Annotated in this window: 21 protein-coding genes and 1 tRNA gene; 14 read left to right on the top strand and 8 right to left on the bottom strand. The window is 57.5% G+C overall.

Annotated features, from left to right (window positions below; translation table 11 throughout):
* Window position 1: 1 nt before the first annotated feature.
* The 5 genes from RBB63_RS12150 (at window position 2) to RBB63_RS12130 (ending at window position 4,594) form a co-directional block, all read left to right on the top strand.
* Entirely contained in the window at window positions 2-892 is an 891-nt protein-coding gene (locus tag RBB63_RS12150; protein WP_309384558.1) for an ABC transporter ATP-binding protein, read from the top strand.
* The gene (locus RBB63_RS12145; protein WP_309384556.1) at window positions 889-1,722 is read left to right on the top strand and encodes an ABC transporter permease; all 834 of its coding nucleotides are present in this window, start codon (window positions 889-891) and stop codon (window positions 1,720-1,722) included. Before RBB63_RS12150 ends, RBB63_RS12145 begins: the two co-directional genes overlap by 4 nt.
* A gap of 3 nt (window positions 1,723-1,725) precedes the next feature.
* Window positions 1,726-2,676: a tetratricopeptide repeat protein gene (locus RBB63_RS12140; protein ID WP_309384554.1), complete on the top strand. Its 951-nt coding sequence runs from the start codon at window positions 1,726-1,728 to the stop codon at window positions 2,674-2,676.
* A gap of 130 nt (window positions 2,677-2,806) precedes the next feature.
* Window positions 2,807-3,502, top strand: a complete 696-nt coding sequence (locus RBB63_RS12135; RefSeq protein WP_309384552.1) for an HAD family hydrolase — start codon at window positions 2,807-2,809, stop codon at window positions 3,500-3,502.
* 3 nt (window positions 3,503-3,505) lie between these two features.
* Window positions 3,506-4,594 (top strand): C1 family peptidase, encoded by a 1,089-nt coding sequence (locus RBB63_RS12130; RefSeq protein WP_309384550.1) that lies wholly within the window; start codon window positions 3,506-3,508, stop codon window positions 4,592-4,594.
* Window positions 4,595-4,828: 234 nt separating this feature from the next.
* Here RBB63_RS12130 and RBB63_RS12125 read toward each other — a convergent pair whose 3' ends face one another.
* Window positions 4,829-7,735 (bottom strand): PD-(D/E)XK nuclease family protein, encoded by a 2,907-nt coding sequence (locus RBB63_RS12125; protein WP_309384549.1) that lies wholly within the window; start codon window positions 7,733-7,735, stop codon window positions 4,829-4,831.
* Between the two features lie 201 nt (window positions 7,736-7,936).
* Window positions 7,937-8,347: an OsmC family protein gene (locus RBB63_RS12120; RefSeq protein WP_309384547.1), complete on the bottom strand. Its 411-nt coding sequence runs from the start codon at window positions 8,345-8,347 to the stop codon at window positions 7,937-7,939.
* 100 nt (window positions 8,348-8,447) lie between these two features.
* On the opposite strand from RBB63_RS12120, the gene RBB63_RS12115 reads away from it, so the two are divergent.
* Genes RBB63_RS12115 through RBB63_RS12100 form a run of 4 tightly spaced genes read left to right on the top strand, consistent with a single transcriptional unit; the run spans window position 8,448 to window position 11,488 of the window.
* A complete protein-coding gene (locus RBB63_RS12115) occupies window positions 8,448-9,230 on the top strand; it encodes a substrate-binding periplasmic protein (RefSeq protein ID WP_309384545.1) in 783 nt (260 codons plus the stop codon).
* Between the two features lie 6 nt (window positions 9,231-9,236).
* Window positions 9,237-9,602, top strand: coding sequence for a DUF4870 domain-containing protein (locus RBB63_RS12110; RefSeq protein WP_343219130.1), 366 nt, complete (start codon window positions 9,237-9,239; stop codon window positions 9,600-9,602).
* Window positions 9,599-10,018 (top strand): phosphoribosyl-AMP cyclohydrolase, encoded by a 420-nt coding sequence (locus RBB63_RS12105; protein ID WP_309384542.1) that lies wholly within the window; start codon window positions 9,599-9,601, stop codon window positions 10,016-10,018. The genes RBB63_RS12110 and RBB63_RS12105 overlap by 4 nt, the downstream gene beginning before the upstream one ends.
* Window positions 10,019-10,039: 21 nt before the next feature.
* Entirely contained in the window at window positions 10,040-11,488 is a 1,449-nt protein-coding gene (locus tag RBB63_RS12100) for a hypothetical protein (RefSeq protein WP_309384541.1), read from the top strand.
* Here the strand turns inward: RBB63_RS12100 and trxA are convergent.
* The 3 genes from trxA to RBB63_RS12085 all read right to left on the bottom strand — a co-directional run bounded on the left by trxA (window position 11,485) and on the right by RBB63_RS12085 (window position 12,946).
* Complete coding sequence (gene trxA / locus RBB63_RS12095) at window positions 11,485-11,880, bottom strand: thioredoxin (protein ID WP_309384539.1); 396 nt, start codon at window positions 11,878-11,880, stop codon at window positions 11,485-11,487. The two genes, RBB63_RS12100 and trxA, sit on opposite strands and share 4 nt — an antisense overlap.
* A gap of 49 nt (window positions 11,881-11,929) precedes the next feature.
* Window positions 11,930-12,550 carry a hypothetical protein gene (locus RBB63_RS12090; protein ID WP_309384537.1) on the bottom strand — a complete coding sequence of 207 codons (621 nt, stop codon included), beginning with the start codon at window positions 12,548-12,550 and terminating at the stop codon, window positions 11,930-11,932.
* A 321-nt stretch (window positions 12,551-12,871) separates the two neighbouring features.
* Window positions 12,872-12,946, bottom strand: a tRNA-Arg gene (locus RBB63_RS12085).
* A 157-nt stretch (window positions 12,947-13,103) separates the two neighbouring features.
* On the opposite strand from RBB63_RS12085, the gene RBB63_RS12080 reads away from it, so the two are divergent.
* From RBB63_RS12080 to RBB63_RS12065, 4 genes are all read left to right on the top strand, one after another.
* Complete coding sequence (locus RBB63_RS12080) at window positions 13,104-13,856, top strand: FkbM family methyltransferase (protein ID WP_309384535.1); 753 nt, start codon at window positions 13,104-13,106, stop codon at window positions 13,854-13,856.
* A gap of 151 nt (window positions 13,857-14,007) precedes the next feature.
* Window positions 14,008-14,922: a rhomboid family intramembrane serine protease gene (locus tag RBB63_RS12075; protein ID WP_309384533.1), complete on the top strand. Its 915-nt coding sequence runs from the start codon at window positions 14,008-14,010 to the stop codon at window positions 14,920-14,922.
* 67 nt (window positions 14,923-14,989) lie between these two features.
* A complete protein-coding gene (locus tag RBB63_RS12070; RefSeq protein WP_309384531.1) occupies window positions 14,990-16,330 on the top strand; it encodes a hypothetical protein in 1,341 nt (446 codons plus the stop codon).
* A gap of 76 nt (window positions 16,331-16,406) precedes the next feature.
* Complete coding sequence (locus tag RBB63_RS12065) at window positions 16,407-17,177, top strand: tetratricopeptide repeat protein (protein ID WP_309384529.1); 771 nt, start codon at window positions 16,407-16,409, stop codon at window positions 17,175-17,177.
* Between the two features lie 273 nt (window positions 17,178-17,450).
* Here the strand turns inward: RBB63_RS12065 and sufU are convergent, their stop codons facing one another.
* The 3 genes from sufU to RBB63_RS12050 are packed head-to-tail and all read right to left on the bottom strand — an operon-like array spanning window position 17,451 to window position 19,817.
* The gene (sufU, locus tag RBB63_RS12060) at window positions 17,451-17,879 is read right to left on the bottom strand and encodes a Fe-S cluster assembly sulfur transfer protein SufU (RefSeq protein WP_309384527.1); all 429 of its coding nucleotides are present in this window, start codon (window positions 17,877-17,879) and stop codon (window positions 17,451-17,453) included.
* Window positions 17,880-17,926: 47 nt separating this feature from the next.
* A complete protein-coding gene (locus tag RBB63_RS12055; protein ID WP_309384525.1) occupies window positions 17,927-18,565 on the bottom strand; it encodes an MBL fold metallo-hydrolase in 639 nt (212 codons plus the stop codon).
* Window positions 18,566-18,569: 4 nt separating this feature from the next.
* Window positions 18,570-19,817, bottom strand: coding sequence for a SufS family cysteine desulfurase (locus tag RBB63_RS12050; RefSeq protein ID WP_309384523.1), 1,248 nt, complete (start codon window positions 19,815-19,817; stop codon window positions 18,570-18,572).
* A gap of 149 nt (window positions 19,818-19,966) precedes the next feature.
* Here RBB63_RS12050 and RBB63_RS12045 point away from each other — a divergent pair, with 149 nt between their 5' ends.
* Window positions 19,967-20,662 (top strand): tetratricopeptide repeat protein, encoded by a 696-nt coding sequence (locus tag RBB63_RS12045; RefSeq protein ID WP_309384521.1) that lies wholly within the window; start codon window positions 19,967-19,969, stop codon window positions 20,660-20,662.
* Window positions 20,663-20,734 lie beyond the last annotated feature (72 nt).

Raw genomic sequence — 20,734 nt, 5'->3', positions numbered from 1 at the left:
CATGAGCGAACCCGCCATCCGCATAAAAGACCTGACCAAGGATTTCCGCATCGGCGTCCGCGGCGTCAAACTCCGCGCTGTCGACAACGTGTCCCTGGATATTTACGACAACCAGATATTCGGCCTGCTCGGACCCAATGGCTGCGGCAAAAGCACCACGATGAAAATCGTGCTCGGGCTGCTGCAACCCACCCGGGGCGAATGCTCGATCTACGGCGTGGACAGCCATGCGGTCAAGTCGCGCAACAATGTAGGCTTCCTCCCCGAAGCGCCGTATTTCTACAAATTCCTCTCTGGCCGCGAGCTCGTCCGCTACTACGCGCGCATCTGCGGCGTGGCCAAGGACGAGATCGGCGACCGCACCGAAGAAGTGCTCAAGCTGGTCTCGATGGAAAACGCCGCGCACCGCCGCGTGGGCACATACTCCAAGGGCATGCTCCAACGTATCGGCATTGCACAGGCGCTCGTGCATGATCCCAAACTGGTCGTGCTCGACGAGCCAACCGCTGGCGTTGACCCGATTGGCTCGCACGCCATTGCGGAATTAATCGTCGCCCTCAAGGAACGCGGCAAAACCGTCATGCTTTGCTCACACCTGCTCGCACAAGTCGAGGGCGTTTGCGACCGCGTGGCGATCATGAGCCGCGGCAAGCTGGTGCTCGAAGGCGGCGTGGATGAGCTTCTGGAAAAAGAAGACGAACGCAGCCTGATTGTCGGTGACTTCAAGCCTGAAGCGCAAAAAGAAATCGAAGCCGTGCTGGCCAAATACGGCTCGCAACTGCGCAAGGTGGAAGCGCCCCGCATCAGCCTGGACCGCCTCTTCCTGCAACACACGGACAGCGCCGCCATCGGCTCCGGTCAGGACGTCAGCGACAAGGAGGGCAAACAATGAACGCAACCGGCCGCATTGGGCTAATCGCCCGCAACACCTTCCTCGAAGCCGTTCGGCAAAAGTTCTTCAACGTGCTCGTTGTGCTGTCCATCGCGATGATTGCGAGCGCGAACTTCTTCCGCCAGTTCGACTTCGGGAGCTCCGAGCTCAAGTTCATTGCCGACTTCGGCATGGGCGCCATTTTGCTCTTTGGCTCCATCCTGTCGGTCGTGGTGACCGCGCAGCTCTTTTTCAGCGAAATCGAAAACCGCACCGCGCTGACGATGCTCGCCAAGCCAGTCCACCGGTGGGAGTTCATCGTGGGCAAATTCGCAGGGGTCTTCTTCGTGTTGTTCGCCTTCGTTTCGCTGATGCTCGTTCTGCTGGCGGCAGTGCTCTACTGGCGCGAGTCCGGGCTCATGCAAAAGCTACCCGACGACTTTGAGCAGGGGCGACTGGTGAACTACCTGGGGATGCTGCAACTGGCGTTCAGCGAGTTGCTCAAGTTTGGCATGTTGGCCGCCATCACGCTGCTCATCGCGAGCTTCTCTAACACCAACCTCTACACGGTCATCCTCTCGTTTTTCGTGATGATCATTTGCCAGCTGCAATACATTGCGCGGGACAATTGGAGCGACCTCGACAATCCCATCCTCCGCGGCTTGGTCTGGTTCCTCTCGATGCTCTTTCCGAACTTCCAAATGTTCAACGTCGGCGAGCAACTCATCTTCCCCTCGGACGCAGCAACGCTATCAGCAGGCGGCTATTTCAGCATCCTTGGCTACGGCGCCATTTACATCTGCATGCTCCTCGGGCTATCCGCCTACTCGTTCCGCAACCGCGAAATCTAAATCATGCCCCTGGATCGCGAAAGTTGGTTTTACCGCACCGGACGCCGCGCACTGATCACCTTCACGGCGCTGTTTCTGGTGGGCCTGGTCTGCACCCCCCTGCAAAAACGCGCATGGGGCGAAGTGAAGACTTTTCAGCCCGAACTGAACCTGAAAGACGTCGAGTCCGCACTCGGGCAAGGCATGGTCATCGGTCTGCTCGGCGGTTTTCGCACCCTGCTGGCAGACTTCGTTTACCTGCGCGCCAATTACTACTGGGAAAAATACGACCGCCCCAACACCGAAGCGCTGCTGGCGCTGACGACTTCCATCGACCCCCGGCCAATGTACTTCTGGCTCAATGGCGCGCGCATTATCTCCTACGACATCCCCGTCTGGCGCATTCGTGAAAAGGGAGCGTGGGAGGACGTCCCGGAATTCTATCGCAACGAAATTTACCGCGAACAAGTCGAGCGCGCCATGGACATGCTGGATCGCGCGGAGAAATTTCACCCGGACGACATGCGCGTGCCCCTGGAAAAAGCCCGGATCTACTATGATAAAATCCAGGACTACGATAAGGCCGCCGAAAACTACAAGCGCGCCATCGAAATGCCCGACGCGCCCTACTACGCCCACCGCATTTACGCCAATGCGCTGGATAAAGCAGGACGACCGCGCGAGGCCTATAATTTCTTAAAAAAGCGCTACCTCACGATGGACCGCACTCACTACTCCGCCATGCCAGCCGTTGTGTTGGAGCGTATCCGGGAACTTGAGGAGCGGCTGGACATCCCGATGTTTGAGCGACTGCCAACCCAGCCCGAAGAAGAAACAGAGCAATTTAACCTGACGCCTTTCGGCCAACCATCCAGCGAACCAGAATCAGAGGAGACATCATTCAACATGATGCCCCCCGCCCCAACACCGGAGCATGATCATGACCACGAGCACGATCATGCTCACGAACATTAGGGAGTGTTCGCCAGCATTCTGGGCAATGGTCGCACGTCTCTTCAGCCGGAGGCAGACGCCTCTAAAATTGCCGAGTCAAGACCCGGTTTTCACATTGCATTACGCAATAACATTCCCAATATAACGACGTATGCCATCCATGCAGCAACTGGCGAATGTACAGGGAGTCATCTTTGACATGGATGGGCTGTTGCTGGACACCGAACGCCTGTTCAAAAAAGCCTATCAGCGATCTGCCTCTCAGCACGGCATTGTGCTCGAAGATTCCGTCTATGACATGATGATTGGCCTGCGCTCCGACGCCAGCCAACGCGTGCTCCGCGAGCAGCTCGGGCCCAATGCGCCCAGCGCGGCGATCATCGAAGGCGCCCGCCACTACTACTACATGCAGATCGAGGAGGAGGGCATCCCCCTGCGGCCCGGCGTGCTGGAAATGTTTGATTACGTGGAAAGCCTGGGCTTCCCCATGGCCGTGGCCACTTCGACCCATCACGAACTGGCCATGATCAAGTTACGCGTTGTCGGCCTACTTGAGCGTGTCGTCGGCATCGTCAGCGGAGATCAGGTCGCCAAAGGCAAGCCCGAGCCGGATATCTTTTTAGCCGCCGCCAAGCTGATCGGCGTGCCGCCGGAAAACTGCCTCGCACTGGAAGACTCCCCCCCTGGAGTCATCGCTGCGCGTAAAGCTGAGTGCGTGACGATCATGGTGCCCGACCTCCAGGCGCCCAATGCCGTGACCCGCTCCATGGCCAACTTTATCCATGCGTCGCTGCACGAAGTCGTGGAAGCGCTCAAAGAAGCGCGCGCCGCTGAAGCCGCCACCTAAACAATGATCCGCCAAGGCCTCAACTGGGCCATCGTGCTGTGGCTCCTGACCCTGAGCGCACACGCGGTTGACTGGCGTATTGGCGACGAAATTTACCGCAACGTTAAGGTTCGGGAAGTCACGCCCCGCGCGGTCATCATCCAACACAGCAAAGGCATCAGCCAAGTATTGCTCGCCGACCTCCCCCCCGAAGCCCAGAAGCACTTTGGCTATGACCCAGCCGAAGCCGAAGCTGACGAGCAGCGCGCTGACCGCGAACACGCCGCCGCGTTGCAACGCACAGCAAATCAGTCGCAAGCGGCCCAGACTGAAGCCCGCCAGAAGAAGCGCAACTTGATGGCGCAGCTAACGCAGGCCTTTGGTCAGCCAGCCCAGATCCAGCCCGAGGTCGACCTCCGCCCCCAACTTCGCGAGCTGGGGCTCTTCTCTAAAAGCCAGGGGCGGCGCCCGAGCTGCTCGGTTTTCGCCATTGTTGGCGCATTGGAATTTCAGGCCTCGCAAGAAGGCCAGCCCGTGCAATTTTCGGAAGATTACGCCATCTGGGCCACCCGCCAATACCTGGCCGACACCCCCAAGCGCCGCGCCGAAAGCTATGGCGACAACGATGCTGGCTTTGCACTCATCGATGTAATCAACGCCCTGGCGAAATACGGCTTGGTCCACCGAGAGGACATGCCCAACACGTTCGGCTCAGGCATGGAGCGCATCGAGCCGCCCGAGCCTGAACTGCTGGAGCAGGCGCGCGAGCAAGTCAAACTCACTGCCCTGCGCATCGACTCGAACAACGGCGCCTCCTCCGTCAACCGAATCACTCACGCGCTCAATGCGGGGCTGCCCGTGGTCATTGGCGTAGCCTGGCCCCACGAAAACACGCTTCGCTCGGCGCCGATGATCTCCGGCCAGAACCCCGTCAGCATGCACGCGGTGACGCTGGTTGGCTACCGCTCGGATGACGATGGGCAAAATCTGCGCTTTGTCTTCAAGAACTCCTGGGGGCCACTCTGGGGCAGTGGCGGCTATGGCTGGATCACCGCAGATTACTTGGCGGAACACCTGTCCACCGCCTACATCATGGACCCAGTGTTTGACTAAAGCGCTTTTCATCTAACTTGGCCGATCAGGCGGCAACGAGCGCGAGTGGATAGCCTTTTGCACAGCCTGTGCGATTCCTTAACACCGACCGTGTCATTACTTAGCATCGCGCTTACGCACTTCCAAGCAACTTGGATTTGTTGCGCCACCATCGTAGTTCCTGGGGATTTGATAAGATTCCAGAAGTGACCGCACGGACGACGGATTAATTGCGCCAAACAAGGCATGTTATCTTTAGTCCAAGCCAAACGTTAGCTTCCATTTGGCTTCCAGAACACCGGCGGCAATGTCCTGATGCGCCAGCGGGTAATCACCCACAAAGCTAAAATCATCGCGTTGGGTGCCGCGCAGGCCAAAGCAACCCGTGTGCGCCATTTGTCGGATAATTTCCCACGGCGCATCGAGCGAAAAAATGGTTTCCAACGACACCTGCGGCTCCAACTCAGCCCCGGGCTTCAGGAGCGACGTTTGCACGCGTTCGCTGCCCATCGAGTGTAGCGTCAGCGCGTAAAGCGCCAGTTGGATGCCCGTTCCTTTCTCCAGGTTGCGCGCCTTCAGCTCGTCATCCCCCCCCGTCTTGAAATCGACGACCCACGCGGCGGCGCGAGTGGGCCAGGCGTCCTGCGGAAATTCATTCAGCTTCTCAGGCGCCTCATCGCTCAACAGCGCATCGATGCGACCGGTTAGGACCAGTCCATCCAATGGATGCCCGGGGAGTCGCAACGCGGTTCCCGGCAGCTCGCATTCGGTGCGAATCGACCGCCATTCGACCCCTTGCAAGGCCCGCGCAAACAAGTGCGCCTTACTGCGCGCAATGGTCCAATCGATCCGCCACCAGTCAGGCAACGTACGGCCCGCTTGTTTAAAGGCTGCGGCCAAACTACGTCTCAACGCCATCGCCTGGCGGTCAATGTCGAGGCTCCAGTCCTCGGCCTCTGGACGCGGCAGGTAGTCCAAATCAGCAGCGGTCGGCTGCGCCCATTGGTGCGCCCACACCCCGGTCGTCATCGCGCGCGGATCTTCTTCCTGCAGCGTTTTAATCGGCCTGACGCGGAGCACGTGCTGAAACCAGGCATTGGCTGGCCGACTCAGCGCCAATTCCCAGCCACGGCTTGGGAACGCAATGGGCGACTCCGGCGGCGCGGCCAGCGAAAAGGAAAATTCGTCAAATGGCGTCAGGGGATCTCGCCGCCGCCGCCAAATATCCGTAATCGCCGAAAAAGTGTCGGGCGCAGATGGAGGGGGCGCAAACTGAGCCACCAAGTCCTGGCTGGCGGCGCGTAGCTCATCCTCACCCGGCAATTCACCAAACTGCGCGTGAAACAGGCAGTTCAGCCAATCCGCCAGATCCTGCTCGCGGCCAGGGTCAGCGGGATTTTCCCGATGCGCAGTGAACAAGGCGTCCTTCTGGACATGACGCAGCAGCGCCGTGCAGGCGTCTCCAAATCGGCGGCGGTCATCCAGGCTGTTCGGCAGCCAGCTTTTGCCCGGGCGTAGGCATTGCTGGCCAAGCCCCACCGGGCTGTCCATACACGCGCGGAAGTTCAGCCGCGCACTGAGTTGCGCGTCGAGCAGCAGGCTGTCGGATTGCTCAGCGGGCCAGTCTCCGCGATTCAGTCCCGCAAAAACCAGATAGGTCCACGATTGCGCAACTGCCCGCTCAACCGTGGTCAACACAATCGGCGCAAAAGCCTCCCGACCGAGCGCAGGCCGCGTGCGCCCGGGTATGCGAATCACCTCGGCCAACCAACGCAAATACTGCGTGCGACGCAGTGGGCGCTTCAGGTTTTCCACCAGAGTATCCGCTCGCTGCTCCCAAGCATCGAGACGCTCGGGCCAACGCAGTTTTTTCAACACTGGCAGGCAGAGCTGGGTGTATTCGGCAAAGGTCGCCTCGGCTGGTAAAAGCGGCCATGCGTCCAGGGCGCTCAAAGCGACATCGCCGTATCGCTGGCGGCTCAACAAAGGGCGCAACACGGCGATGTCCGTCGTCATTGCCTCGTTAAACGCGTACTCCAGCGCCTGCCAAACCGCGCGCTCACTGCGTTCGGATAAATGCCCAGCGCGACAGAGTTCACGGACAAATACCCGGGCGCTGTCGGCGTCGGCCTCATCCTGGTAAATGCGCCAAGCCTCGACCAATTGTTGGGCCATGCGGCGCCCCGGCAAATGGCCAATCTCATCCTGATGCGCCAAACCAGCATCGGTCAACCGACGCGCCACCTCGCGCGCCAGCGGCAATCCATCCCGGGCAAAGACCACGCCAATGCGTTGCCCCGGCTCCAGCCCTGCGCGCCAACGATGGATTTCGTTTTCAATCGCGCTGGCTTCCACGGATATTTCCGGCGCGATCATCGCTTTGAGCAAGGGTGCGCCTCCCGAAAGGCGTTGCTGAAACTCAGCCGCATTCGCCAATTCCGCCAAAGGCCGCATCTGCGATTCGGGAATTTCGTCGGCTTCACCCAACTGCTCCATGGTCGAGCGCCACACAAGCTCATCAGGCCGGTCGCCATTCACGCGCAGGCAATAAGCCGCAGACTCAGCCAACTCCGGCAAGGCGCGTAGCAGAGTAAGGCTCCCCCCTTCGCCCGCGCCGAAGCCATAGGCCATCACCTGCGCAATGCAAGGCTCGCGCCCTCCGGCTACCAAAGCCCGGTCAGCAGAAGCCGATGTTTGCAGGCCGGACTCGGCCAACAGTTCGTAAAAGCGCTGCGCCAGCTCACGCGCTTCCGGCAGGTTAAAAGCGTCGGGCGCCCAACCCGCAGACTCCAACCGGTCGCAGTGGCGCAAGAAATCGCTGGGATCCTGAGCGGTTGCCTGCGCAACGGGATTGTCCGGTAAATCGCCAGCAGCGAGCTCCATCAGCAGGCGAAGGTCTTCGCGCAAGGCAAGCGGCTTAGTTTCCAGTTGCCCTCGCAATAGCGCGCGGAGCCCGCCTGGCGTCAGAAATTGAAGCCCCAGCGCGGGAACGCCTGCATGCACCAACCGATGCTTCACCCAAGCGATGGTGGAGCTGTCCGGCGCAAGGAAAACAACCGGTCGCTCCTGCTTCCACGCCTCCCGTGGCCAGAATTTAAACCACGGCAGCAGCACCTGCCGCCAGGCAGAGTCAGGGTCGCGGTAGAAGAGCAGGCGTGGCATGGGAATACGTTTTTAGTTAGCCACGAAGGACACAAAGAGCACGAAGCTAATAAATATCTTTTGAACAGAAGTTAACGAAGAAAACCAAGTTCATATCTGGATATACTTCGTTCTCTTTGTTGCCTTCTGTTCAAATTTCACAGCTCCACGCTTCGTGCGCTTCGTGTCCTTCGTGGTTGAAAAATTGAGGAGTGGGAATGCTTACGCGTCCCAGTGGAAGCGGATGGTCTTGTCGATCGCTGGGTGCAGGCTTTGGAAAACCGGACAGGCGCGGCAACAATGCTCCAGCGAGGCGCGCTTGTCGACGGGCACGCTGGCCGGTGCGTGAATTTCTACCGGCAGGGCGACAATGCGGCGGGGCGGGTCCTTGGACATGTGTTTCTCCACCCGCAAGGTCATGCCCGTCAGGTCGATGCCGAGCTTGTCCGCCTTGATGCCCATGATGGTCGCCATGCAGTTGATGAGCGCCGTCGCGCAGAGGTCGGTCGGGGAGAAGGACTCGCCCTTGCCGTGATTGTCGACGGGCGCATCGGTGATGAGCTGGACGCCAGATTCAGTGTGCGTCGCCACGGTGCGTAGTTGGCCCTTGTAAGTCGCGGTGATCTCTACCATGCGGCGATCTTGAGCTGGGAAAACCGGGCATGCAAATCGAAAGCAGAAGTTTGCATTCTCCTATTGCCGAGAGACCGATATTTTCTAATGTTGCGGCAATATGCGCCTACTTAGATACATTGCCCTGCTGGGTTTAACCGTTTTCCTACAACTCGGCCAAGCTTTTGCCCAAGCCGAAAAACCAGTGGCCCCGAGCCCGTTTAAGGTCGAACCTCTCAAAGTGGGCGTCACCGCCGACAGCCCGCCGCTGGTCTTTAAATCCGGAGGCCAATACCAGGGCGTAGAAATCGAGCTCGCCCAGTTATTGGGCAAGGAGCTTGGTCGCCCAGTTGTCTTTGTGGAAGTGCCCTGGACTGACCAGATCAAGAGCCTCGACGAAGGCAAGACCGACATTGTCATGAGTGGCATGACGGTGACCCGCGAGCGCGAAGCCGAAGTCGCCTTCTCCCCCCCCTACCTGAACTTTGGCCAAATGTCGCTCGTGCGCAAAAATGAACGCGCGCGCTACACCTCCGTCCGCAGCCTGCTGGACACCACGGGCAAGGTCGGCATCGTCCCGGAAACCACCGGCGCCGCCTTCGTTAAAGAGAACTTTAAGAACGCCGAACTCGTCGAATACAAAACGCCGGAAGCTGCCGTGAACGCCGTAGTCACCGGTAAAGCCGACGTATTTGTCTACGACTCGCCTGTCATTCTCTGGCTCGCCAGCAAGCGCGAGATGGAGGACGTTGTCCCGGTCAACATCAACCTGACCATCGAATACCTGGCCTGGGCCATGCGTATGGACGACATAAAGCTCCAGAACCAGGTCGCCAAGGCGCTATTCCAGTTTGAAAATGACGGCCGCCTGCAAACGGTGCTGAACCGCTGGCTGCCGCGTTAACCAACCATCAACGAAAGCCTCGCCGTGGAAACTGATAAAGACGCCCGCACCTGGAATATGCTCTGCCATCTGTCCGCCTTGGCCGGACTGACCAGTATCCCTGTCGCCAACATCCTCGGACCACTGATTGTCTGGATGATCAAAAAGAACGAAATCCCCTCGGTCGACCAGCACGGTAAGGATTCGCTGAATTTCCAAATCACGATGACCATCCTCATCGCGATCAGCTTCGCTCTGTGCTTCGTCTTCATTGGTTTCATTCTCTTGCCCATCGTCGCGATCATGGACCTCGTCTGCGTGATCATTGCCTCGATCAAGGCCAACAACGGCGAACCCTATAAATACCCGATTAGCTTCGAATTCATCAAATGAGTCGCGAACTGGAAGAAGGAACCGAGCTGAAGCTCGACTTTACGAAACTCAAGAAGGTCGCCAATTGTGGCGCCGATGTGCTGCCCGCCGTGGCGCAAGACGCGCATACGGGCGAGCTGCTCATCGTCGGCTATGCGAACCAATTGGCGCTCGACACCGCCCTTGCAGAGGGCTTGGCCACGTTCTGGTCCACCTCCCGCAACGAACTGTGGATCAAGGGCAAGACGTCTGGCGACACCTTAAAGCTCGTTGAAGTGCGCGTAAACTGCGAGCAGAACAGCGTGCTCTACCTCGTCGAGCCACAAGGCGCCGGTTCCTGCCACACCAAAGGCGGCGACGGCAAAGCGCGCAGCGGTTGCTACTACCGGAAGATCGAGTCCGACGGCTCGCTGAGCTTCGTTCCCGGCAAGAGCTAAACTTAAACCAGACATCCAAGCATGAGCACTCCCAAGAAAAGTAACCCTATCGCCGGAGTGATCTTTCTCGCGCTATTCGGCGGTTTTTTCGCCTTCATGGGCATCATGGCGATCGTCATGACCGCCAAAGGCGAAGGCGATCAGAACCAGTCGCCAATGGTCGGCTACATCGTGGGGGGCGTCTTTGCGCTCGTTGGTTTTGGCATCATCTCCGCCGGCATTTGGAGCCTAAAGAAAGGTAAAGAAGAGTCGGCCATCGCGGATCAACATCCGAACGCTCCCTGGCTACTCAAAAAGGACTGGGCCGAAGGCCGCATTGTCGACAGCAACAAGGGCGCATTTTTCTTTCTCCTGGCGATCGCCATTTTCTGGAATGCGATTTCGTGGACCGCGACCATCGGCGTTTTCAGCGAAGGATCGGACGCCGAACCCGCCGCCAAGTGGGTCGCGCCGCTCTTTCCTCTGGTCGGCTTCGGCCTGGCCGCAGCAGCGGTTTACCAGTTCATGCGCTGGCGCAAGTTTGGCTCATCCACTTTTGAGATGGCGGAAGTGCCCGGCGTCATCGGCGGCAGCTTGGGCGGCGTTATCCTGACGAAAGTCAATGTCTCACCGGAAAAAGGCTTCCTGCTCCAATTGCGAAATGAAAAGGTCGTAACTACTGGCAGCGGAAAAAACCGCTCTACGCACACGACTATTGTTTGGGAAAGCGAGCAGTGGGTAAAAGAAGACGCCTTGGCTGACGACCCAACGCAGAGCGCGATTCCCGTCTTTTTCAGCATCCCCTACAACACGCATCCGCCCGAGCAGGTCGACAACCGCACGGAATACTGCTGGGAACTCAAGGTAAAGGCCGAGATGCCTGGCGTGGACTACGAGTCATCCTTTCGCGTGCCCGTTTTCAAAACCCAGGACAGCGATCCCAACTTCGACGCCAAAGCCGCACGCTCGGCTGAGCCTCCCGCCCCGGCGCCAGTGGTTGATTGGCGCAAATGCGGCATCATCGTCCGCGATGACATTTCCGGCGCCACGGTGGTGGAAACCCGCATGGGAAGAAACTTCCTGTTCCTGTTCGTGCCGCTGCTAATCGGCATCGGCATGCTTGTCGGCTCTTACTACGCCTGGAACAGCAACATGCCCAAGATTTTCCCCGTATTCCTCGTCCTGGCTGGCGTCCTATGCACGCTTGCCTGTGGCGGCTCGCTGCTGACCTCATTAAAGCTGAAAATTTTCCCGGATCGGCTGGAGTCTGAGCGTCGGTTTTTCGGCGTCGCCAATTACACGAGCGTACAGGTTTCGGAGATCGACCAACTGGACACCAAATCCAACATGAGCTCAGGCGACGTGCATTTTTACGACATCCTCGTGCTGAAGCACAGCGGCCAAAAGGTCCGCTTGCCATTGAGCATTAAGGGCAAATCCCGCGCCGAAGCGATGCTTAAGCTGATCGAGGAAAAACTGGAGCAGCGTTAAAAGTATTTGGTCAACTGCGCCTCAGGAATGACGCCCATTTCACGCGCCACCAGTTTGCCGTTCTTAAAGATCAAGAAAGTCGGAATACCGCGAACATTGTATTTCTGGGCCAAGCCGGGTTGATCGTCCACATTGACCTTAAACACCGAAACCTTGCCTTGATAATTGTCCGCCACGCTATTCACGACCGGGGTCATTTCACGGCAAGGGCCACACCAAGGCGCCCAGAAATCGACCAGCACGACTTCGTTGTTTTGGACCGCAGCCTCAAAGCTGCCAGTGGCGACATGCTTGCTCTCGCTAGCAGAAGACGCCTCTCCGCCGCCCTTGGGCTTGGTTACCATGTACAAGACTCCGAGGATCGCGCAAAAAATAAGGATAGCCTGCTTCATCACAAACTATCCCATCAAGAATTGAGCCAGATGACAATCGATAAGTGCTCTAGGCAGACCCCATGCGGAAGCGCTGCTTTTCCAGCTCATCACGCAGTTGCTCGATTTCAATGCGCTCGTTTTCCAGTGCATTGGCCTTGTCTGCGACCATCTCTTCAGCCTCACGCAAATAACGCTCACGCTGTTCCAGTTGGGGGATGATCTCGTTGGCCGTCAAAATATGGTCCACCTTCTCTTCCAGACGCAAAACCATCTCGGTCAACTCATCCAGGCGATCAGAGATGCTCTTCTGCGGTTCCCGGCCAGCCGTGGAGGTAGGAAAAGGGGTTGGCGAAGCCGGTTTCGCCTCCTCTTTGCTAAATGCGATTGCTGGCTTCTTGGGGCCAGGCGCAGCGGCACGAAAGATCGTGGTGTTGCCGCGGCTTTCCACTTTACGCGTTGGCGCAGTAGATTGGCCAAGCTCACACCAGCTGTCCTCATCTTCGCCGTCATCACGGACATGACACACTTGGTATTCGCCCTGCGGGTTTTTTTTCATGGTTAGCTCGATAGCCTGCAGGCTCATCGGGCTACGGTAAGTCACGCCATTCCGGGCCAACCACCACATGTCTTTTAATGAATGCTCCACCAAGCGTTGGCGCAGCTCACTTAATGAGGTTTTGTCGCTCACGATTATTGAAGTTTAAAGTGAAAAAACAGGTTAGCAGAATGCGAAAAGCGCAATGGAAGCATTTGGCTGAGAGATGTCAAGGCCAAAGGGCCCTGCGGCCCATACTAACAATTAATTAGTAAATTTTTTACGGTATTGTATTTTAGACCGGTTCACACCCTATCTGTTCCTTATGACAACGGCAGTTCCCTTTGGAGATTAAGCAATTCCCTCCCTTCAGATGACTTGGTCCCCGTTATGCAAGGACTCCAAAAGACCGCACAAAAAAATCAGTACTACCCAATTCAAGGCAATCGGCCCATCAACAATACTGAAAGTTGATGGTACTCCCGCCGGGAGTCGAACCCAGATCGACGGTACCGGAAACCGTTGTTCTATCCATTGAACTACAGGAGCATTTAAAAGGGTAGATATGCGCTCACAATTCTGGCTCTGCAAGTTAATTCCATCGCTAGAAGCGAGGGGCACGGAGTCACCAATGCAAATGTGCTTTACGCCGGAACCAGGCTATCCTAACTCTAACCTGCCCTCCTACTAACCGTTTCCTGCTAAAATGGATAGTTCAACTTGTACGAATGCTTCTGCTAAGACCCCTGATCACTATGCACAATGGGGAGAAGACCGACTGATCTGGCAGTTTTTTCAACAGAAAGCCGAGGGAGTGTTCCTCGAAGTGGGCGCCAATCACCCCATTCGCCTCAGCCAGACTTACCTGCTCGAGCAGAAAGGCTGGCGCGGCGTGCTGATCGAACCGCAAAAGCATTGCTACGATCTGCTCGTCGAAAAGCGCCCTGCCAGCCAGGCGTTTTGCTGTGGCGCTGTTGGCCCCGATCAAGTCGGCGAAGCCTACGTCAAGATACCTCCCGCCGAGATGGGAGGTGATGTCATGAGCGAAGTCGTCACCGAAAGACACGAGGACGACGGTTGTCGCTATGAGCAAATTTCCCTCCGCACGATCAACGATGTGCTGGCTGAAGCTGGCATAGGAGAAATTGACTTTGTCTCCATCGACATTGAGGGCATGGAAATACCAGCCCTTGAAGGCTTCGACTTGGAGAAGCATCGCCCCAAATTGTTACTCATCGAGGACCACCTGGAGACGCTGGCCAAGCATCGCTACCTGCAAGGCCGCGGCTATCGCTTCATCCACCGCCTGGGCTCGAATAACTGGTATGCGCCGGTCGGCTTCAGCGACTATGTGCTGGCGGACCCCATTTCGCGCACCGAGTATATACGCAAGTTTTACCTGAGCATGCCCTTCCGCAAGCTGCGTCACACGCTCAAACGGCTACGAGGTAAGGCGTGATTCCGTCCTAAGCCAAGGTCGTCCAAGGACAGTCATTTGCTCGGAAAATTTGCCAAAATGCGATTTGCGATTTCAAAATTCCATTGCCTCGAATTGGGGAAATGTCAGATTAAATGAACAAGGCTGTCCGAGCGCAGTCTTAGCTAGAGCAATGCTGTATGACCGACCATACATGCGCAATCGCGCGCCAGTACGACATGTGGACTACTTCTGGTGGTCCTTTTGGATATTCGTCGGCGCATTTATCGTGCAGAACATCCTTGGCGTCTGGTTTCGGGCTGGCCCCTTCCTGTTTGATTGGGTCGCGCTGTCTGTAAACAACATTCTGGGTGGCAAAGTCTGGACTGTTTTCACCTACAGCCTCATGCACGGTGGGCTACAGCATTTTTTATTCAACGGCATCGCTTTCTTTTTCGTGGGTCGCTGGATATCCCGGGAGATCGAGCCCAAACGCTACCTCCACCTACTGCTGGGCTCCATCTTCATGGGTGGCCTGGTCTGGCTCACCGTCCATGCATTGATTGGCCCTGAGCAACTTTACGCCCAGCCAGTCATTGGCTTTTCCGCCGCAGTAGCCGGGCTGCTGGTTGCAACCTGCCTGATGTGGCCACATGGCCAAATCACCTTACTCCTGTTTTTTGTCTTACCAGTTTCCTTCAAACCCAGAACGCTGCTTTGGATACTGGTCGGCATCGACGCAGCCGGTTTCGTCTTTGTTGAGTTGGCAAGCTTGCTTGGGTTTCAGCCCATCATGCGCGATGGCGGCGTTGCTTTTTCAGCGCACCTTGGCGGCGCTTTAGCCGGATTTTTATTCTACCGAATGCTCCAGCGCCCCACCCCGCTCTTTGAGACCGTGGCGAAGAAAGTCTCAGTCGAGCCACCCAAGTGGACCAAAAAGCGCACACCGGCGTCCACCGGAAAGTTTAAGGTTAACCTCACGAACCACAAAGACTTACGTCGCGAACTTGACCGAATTCTCGACAAAATCAGCCGTGATGGCTTCGAGTCGCTTAGCGAGGAAGAGAAAAAGGTGCTCAATGATGCTGGTGATTTATTGAAAAAATAGCATTTTTGCGCTATTTAATTAACTTCACCTGCAACTCATTCCCAAATTCTTGGTTACCTTTTATCTTATGAATTCAAAGTGGACAATTTTCGCAGCGCTTTGGATAACCAGTCTTGCTGCTGCTTATTTCATCGGTCACTCGACCTCCGAGGATGCGGCAAACACCGCTGCCGACTCGACCTCCTCCCCCTCCATCGCCCAAAAAGTTTCCGTTTCCAAAGATGGCTCAGTCGTCACCGTCGACGCAGATTCAGCCGCCGCCCTCATTGCAGAACTTGAGGAAGAAGCCCAGACCAAGAGCCGTTCAGGTTTTGACGCCTTGCGCCAAGGCGACTTTAGCCGCGCCGCCTGGATGCAGGCTACCGTTGACGCCATGAGCCTCAGTGGCAGCGAACTGCAGGATGCGCTGAACGAAGTCCTCGCCATGCCAGCTGGTCGTGAACGCAATGCCCTCGTCTACCAAATGCTTGAGCGCTGGGGCGCACTAGACCCCACCAATGCGCTCGCCTACGCCAACAGCATGACCTCCATGGAGATGCGCAGCCGTGGCGTGGGCCAAGTACTCGAAGGCTGGGCGACCAAAGATCCCGTTTCCGCCATCAATTGGCTCAACACCAATGGCGCCGAATTCTCTGCCCGCATGTATGGCGACTATCTGGAAGACATCGTAACCGGCTACGCCCAGAACAATGCCCAGTCAGCCTTTCAATACGTACAAGGCATGCCAGAGGAAACCGTTGCTGATCGCCGCATCAAACGTGACGCGCTGGACGAAGTGATCGAAGTCATGGTCGAGCAAGGACAGCTCGATCAGGCGCTCGACATGACCCTCGCCATGACCGAAGGCGCCAACCGCAACCAAGCCCTCGAAGACCTCGTCAACGAATGGGGCAATGTCGACCCCGACGCCGCCCGCGCATTCGTCGACAGCATGTCCGAGGATCCTGCTTACGCGGATATGCAGCGCTCACTGCTCCGCTCGTGGGCCGATGACGACCCTGCCGCCGCAGCAGAGTGGCTCAGCAGCCTCGACCCGGAAACTACCGACCAAGCTCGCCTTGCCACTTCTCTCGTCGCCAACTGGACCCGCTACGACATGGAAGCCGCCGCCAACTGGCTCAATTCGCTCCCGCAAACCCCGGACCTGGACCGCGCTGTGGGCATGTTCTCCATGCAAGCCGCTCAGGATGATCCCGCCGCCGCGCTCACATGGGCAAACTCCGTCAGCAACGACGAATCTCGCCAACGCCTGGAAAGCATGATTCTGCCCATGCTGCGCGAGCAGGATACTGAAGCTTTTGAAGCCTACCTGGCGGACTCGGAGTACTCCGACGACAAAAAACAGCAATTCCGCGAAATGCCCATCCGCGAAGGACGCGGACCCTGGCGGGGCGGTTGGGGCCGCTAAGAACTGTCGCGCAACGCCCATTCCTTTCGCTTGACTACGCGGGCAGGTAATTACAACCTGCCCGTTTTTCCGTTCCATGAATCGCCCGCCCAAGAAAAACAAGCAGCGCCAGGATGGCCTCGTCGAAGACCCACGGTTTTCCCGCGAGGAGCTTGAGCGCGCCGCCCCGCAAGACCACGCCAATGCCAAAGGAGACGATCGCAACATCGTTGAGATCGACGACGCCTTTGCCGAGGCCGACCTCGAGGACCGCGCGTGGCTCTATTGGCAAAACAACAAGGGCACAATCATTGCCGCCATTGTCATCGCCATCCTGGGCGTCGTCGGCGTGAACACCTGGAAGATGATGCAGGCGAATCAGGTTACGTCCCTGCAGGAAGAATACAGCCAGGCAGTCGGCGATGCGGAAAAACTCCAAGCTTTCGGCGCCGCCAACGGCGAAGCCAAGCTCGGCGGCATCGCCCTGCTCAAAGCAGCGGACGACAAGTATGCTGCGGGCGACTACGACAGCGCCATTGGTCTTTACCAGCAGTCTCTCACTCCATTGAAGGAGACGATTATCGTAGGCCGCGCACGCCTCGGCGTGGGCATGTCCCAAATCAAGGCTGGCCAAGCCGATGCGGGCAAAAACACCCTGAGCGCAATCATCGAATCTTCTAACATCCTCGCCGCTATCCGCGCCGAAGCCGCCTTGGAAGTTGCTCAGTTGGAATTGGCCGCCGGTAACCGTGACGCCGCCCAAAAGCTGCTGCAAAAGGTCAGCGACATGGAAAACGTCACCTACTGGAAGTCCATGGCCCAGAGCCTGATGCGCTCGGAGAAACTTGACGCCAAGGCAGACAGCTAGAGCACTTTTCATCTAGATTGGCCGAGTCAGGTGGGGTAGAGATTGGATGCAGCGCAAGGCGGCTTTGATTGAGCGGGCTGGAAGCCCGTGATTGAAATGCCAACGCCGCGAACTTCCAATCTGGCCCCAAGCCCAAAACCGAGTGCTTTTCCGCGCCAGCGTTGTTGGCTTTTCGCTCACAGGCTTCCAGCCTGCGACGCTCAAGCCGCCTTACTGAACACGAAAAATCACTGCGGCCTGATCGGCCAATCTAGATGAAAAGTGCTCTAAGCTTTAGCTGACGTTCGCCAACTGCGTAAACGTCCGCCAAGGCAGAATCGCACAACGCACGCGCGCCGGGAATTGTCGGATGCCGCGCAAGGCAACGGCGTCACCAAGGCCCTCCCAGTCATCAGCTTCGTCCTCCTGCCTCAGCAGCGCCATGAAGCGCCCGCAGAGCGCAGCGGCCTCAGGCAAGGACTTCCCCGTCAGGGCCTCGACCATCAGCGAGCAAGACGCGCACAGCACGGTGCTTCCTTGCGCGGTGAAGCCAATGGCGGCAATCGCATCCCCATCCAAGCGCACGCACAGCTGCACGACGTCGCCCGTATCGGCGTTGCCACCTTCCGTGGTAAGATCGCAGGGCTCCAGCAAGCCCTCACCACGCGGATGGTGGCCGTGGTCAAGCAGGATTTCGCGGTAAAGCTCGGGATCGTCGTGCATGATCTTCAATCAGTCGCTTAACGACGCATGATTCAAACCTTGAATGCCTACTGCTTGAAACGAGCGAGGATTTGATCGATGAATTTCACTTTCTCCGTCTCACTGCGAAGCTCGATGTGCGGCGTTGAGACACCATCGCTGCCGCAACCGACCAGATAATCATATTCCAGGTCTTTCAGCAGTTGGAGACTTGCTTCGATCTTGCGGCGTGTCTTGGCGCCGGGGACCCAAGTATGGCCATCGAAGTATAAGAAATCACCGGTAAAAAGATATTTCGCGGCGGTATCGGTCCACAGCAAACAAAAGCCACCTGAGGTATGGCCTGGGACCGGAATGCATTCCAAGTCGTCCGCAAGAAACTGCCGTTCGTAGGCGAGCGCCTCCACTTGATGTAAACCTCTCTTTTTCAACTTGGGCTTTTCAATTGAGCTGCAAATCGACCGAGCGTCAAAATGCTGGGCAATCTGCTCGGTGCTCCCGCCCCCAAAGTGGTAGTCAGTCACGAAAATGATTTCGAGCCCGCCCAGTGCTTTGATCGCATCATACTCGGCCTCAATCGTCGTTTCCGGGCCCATCCTGGGCAGCAGCACATTGCCAGCAGCTCGCTTCAGCAGATACGAATGCCCAAAGCCCTTACAGCCTTGGTCGCGGTAGACATTGTGAATGTTGTCGAAGAGACACTCCATCGCCCTACCCCAACATCATCTGGGCCTTCTGGATGCTCTTCACGAGCACGTCGACTTCGGCCAGCGTGTTGTAGAAAGCGAAGGAGGCGCGGGCGGAGCCTTCCAGGCCGAAGCGGGCCCAGAGCGGCATCGTGCAGTGGTGACCAGTGCGGATCGCGATGCCGTCCATATCGAGCATCGTGCCCAGATCGGTCGGGTGGACGCCGTCGATGGTAAACGAAATCACGCTGACCTTGCGCGCCGACTCTCCGTAAATTTTGAGCCCCTTGATCGTCTTGAGCTGTTCCGTGGCGTAGGTGAGGAGCTCGTGCTCATAGGCTGCCAGCGCTGCCTGATCGCGCGCCATCAGGTAGTCCACCGCCGCGCCGAGGCCGATGGCGCCCGCAATGTGCGGCGTGCCCGCCTCGAAGCGTTCCGGAATTTGACGGTAGGTCGTGCCCGCAAAACTCACGCGGTCGATCATGTCGCCGCCACCCTGGTAGGGGGGCATCGCGTTGAGCAGCTCGGGCTTGCCCCAGAGGACGCCGATGCCGGTCGGGCCGCAAACCTTGTGCCCCGAGAAAACAAAGAAATCGCAACCCAACTCGGCCACGTTGACCGGGAAGTGAGCCGTCGATTGCGCGCCGTCAAGCAGCACCGTGATCCCCTTTTCTTTGGCCAGTGGGACGATCGTTTCGACGGGATTGATCGTGCCCAGCGAATTCGACACGTGGCACACGGAAAGCAGCTTCACGCGCTCAGTCAACAGGCCTGGCAAGGCGTCGAGATCCAGCTCGCCAAGGTCCGTCACGGGGATTACCTTGATCGTCGCGCCGACTCGCTCGGCGAGCAGTTGCCAGGGCACAATGTTCGCGTGGTGCTCCATGTGGGAAACAACGATTTCGTCGCCCGCGCCGATGTTGGCGCTGCCCCAAGTCGCGGCCACAAGGTTGATCGCCTCCGTCGCGTTGCGGGTAAAAATGCAGCTGCGGGATTCCGGCGCACCCAGGAATTTCGCCACAGACTCGCGGGCGGCCTCATAGGCGCCGGTCGCCTCCTGGCTCAGCGCATGCACGCCACGATGGATATTAGCGTTTTCAGTGCGGTAATAGGCATCGAGCCGCTCAATGACCGCCAGCGGCTTTTGCGAAGTCGCGGCGTTATCCAAGTAAACCAGCGGCCGCGCATTGACCGTCTGCCCCAAAATGGGAAAGTCATTCCGCACCGCTGCGACGTCCCACGACGACGCTGAACTGGCCTTATCTAGAATCATTCTAAATTGAGACTCTAGCTCAACAACCGCCTAATGCAATGCCGAAAGCGAGGATTCTGCGGAAATAATCGAACCTTCCCCGCCAGCTCCAGTCAGTAGCAAAAGAACTTCAATTTGCATCTTCGGAACTGAAGTTATATCACAATATTATGAAGGATTACCTCGCGATTGCCCTCCTGATGCTCTCCGGCGCCGTCTACGCCGAGCCAGACACTGAAGAAACCAGCCACAACTGCGATTTCGATGTGCAAAAGGCCGAGCAGATGATCATCAAGAAACAGGCGGACACTGCGATGGTAGAAATCCTCGCGCCAGCCATTGCCCAACTGGACGCTCTGGAAAAGGAGGACGGTCGCCAGTTCTACTGCTCCCGCAGTGGCGCGGAAACGCTACTTTACCTCATGACCGCCGTAACTGAGGGCAAGGACGCTGTGGTAGTGGACCAGCAATTTGCTATGGCCCTATATTTCGCGGCGTATGTGGACATCGAGGATCGCGATCTGACCGCCGCCCAGCAAAAGCTCGAGCGAGCCCTGGAACTATCACCCCAAAACTCAAATTTTCTGAGCGAGCTCGGCTATGTGTTACAAGTCCAGCAAAAGTGGCCAGAGGCGTTCAACTACTACGAACGCGCGATCGAAGCCGCAGGCATCAGTCCGGAATCTTCACGTACCAACGAACTCGGTCGAGCCATGCGTGGCAAAGGCTACACGCTCATCGAAACAGGCAAGCTAGATGAAGCCGTCGCAATCTACGAGGATTGCTTGGAACTGAACCCGAACGACCAAAACGCCAAGCGTGAGCTGAAGTATATCCAGCATCTGCGCGCAAAAGAGAGCAACTAGAGCACTTTTCATCTAGATTGGCCGAGTCAGGTGGGGTAGAGATTGGATGCAGCGCAAGGCGGCTTTGATTGA

Source organism: Cerasicoccus frondis (genome assembly GCA_031296915.1).
In the GTDB taxonomy this organism is placed as follows: Bacteria; Verrucomicrobiota; Verrucomicrobiia; order Opitutales; family Cerasicoccaceae; genus Cerasicoccus; species Cerasicoccus frondis.
The sequence above is the reverse complement of the archived record's forward strand: the minus strand, read 5'-3'. Positions and strand labels throughout refer to the sequence as shown.

What these genes read in the sequence shown, in the direction of transcription:
- sufU (WP_309384527.1), bottom strand. Translation starts at nt 17,879, where the DNA reads ATGCACGACGATCCCGAGCTTTACCGCGAAATCCTGCTTGACCACGGC.
- RBB63_RS12115 (WP_309384545.1), top strand. Translation starts at nt 8,448, where the DNA reads ATGCGCCTACTTAGATACATTGCCCTGCTGGGTTTAACCGTTTTCCTA.
- trxA (WP_309384539.1), bottom strand. Translation starts at nt 11,880, where the DNA reads ATGAAGCAGGCTATCCTTATTTTTTGCGCGATCCTCGGAGTCTTGTAC.
- RBB63_RS12125 (WP_309384549.1), bottom strand. Translation starts at nt 7,735, where the DNA reads ATGCCACGCCTGCTCTTCTACCGCGACCCTGACTCTGCCTGGCGGCAG.
- RBB63_RS12100 (WP_309384541.1), top strand. Translation starts at nt 10,040, where the DNA reads ATGAGCACTCCCAAGAAAAGTAACCCTATCGCCGGAGTGATCTTTCTC.
- RBB63_RS12055 (WP_309384525.1), bottom strand. Translation starts at nt 18,565, where the DNA reads ATGGAGTGTCTCTTCGACAACATTCACAATGTCTACCGCGACCAAGGC.
- RBB63_RS12050 (WP_309384523.1), bottom strand. Translation starts at nt 19,817, where the DNA reads ATGATTCTAGATAAGGCCAGTTCAGCGTCGTCGTGGGACGTCGCAGCG.
- RBB63_RS12135 (WP_309384552.1), top strand. Translation starts at nt 2,807, where the DNA reads ATGCCATCCATGCAGCAACTGGCGAATGTACAGGGAGTCATCTTTGAC.
- RBB63_RS12105 (WP_309384542.1), top strand. Translation starts at nt 9,599, where the DNA reads ATGAGTCGCGAACTGGAAGAAGGAACCGAGCTGAAGCTCGACTTTACG.
- RBB63_RS12070 (WP_309384531.1), top strand. Translation starts at nt 14,990, where the DNA reads ATGAATTCAAAGTGGACAATTTTCGCAGCGCTTTGGATAACCAGTCTT.
- RBB63_RS12080 (WP_309384535.1), top strand. Translation starts at nt 13,104, where the DNA reads ATGGATAGTTCAACTTGTACGAATGCTTCTGCTAAGACCCCTGATCAC.
- RBB63_RS12130 (WP_309384550.1), top strand. Translation starts at nt 3,506, where the DNA reads ATGATCCGCCAAGGCCTCAACTGGGCCATCGTGCTGTGGCTCCTGACC.
- RBB63_RS12145 (WP_309384556.1), top strand. Translation starts at nt 889, where the DNA reads ATGAACGCAACCGGCCGCATTGGGCTAATCGCCCGCAACACCTTCCTC.
- RBB63_RS12075 (WP_309384533.1), top strand. Translation starts at nt 14,008, where the DNA reads ATGCTGTATGACCGACCATACATGCGCAATCGCGCGCCAGTACGACAT.
- RBB63_RS12140 (WP_309384554.1), top strand. Translation starts at nt 1,726, where the DNA reads ATGCCCCTGGATCGCGAAAGTTGGTTTTACCGCACCGGACGCCGCGCA.
- RBB63_RS12120 (WP_309384547.1), bottom strand. Translation starts at nt 8,347, where the DNA reads ATGGTAGAGATCACCGCGACTTACAAGGGCCAACTACGCACCGTGGCG.
- RBB63_RS12065 (WP_309384529.1), top strand. Translation starts at nt 16,407, where the DNA reads ATGAATCGCCCGCCCAAGAAAAACAAGCAGCGCCAGGATGGCCTCGTC.
- RBB63_RS12045 (WP_309384521.1), top strand. Translation starts at nt 19,967, where the DNA reads ATGAAGGATTACCTCGCGATTGCCCTCCTGATGCTCTCCGGCGCCGTC.
- RBB63_RS12150 (WP_309384558.1), top strand. Translation starts at nt 2, where the DNA reads ATGAGCGAACCCGCCATCCGCATAAAAGACCTGACCAAGGATTTCCGC.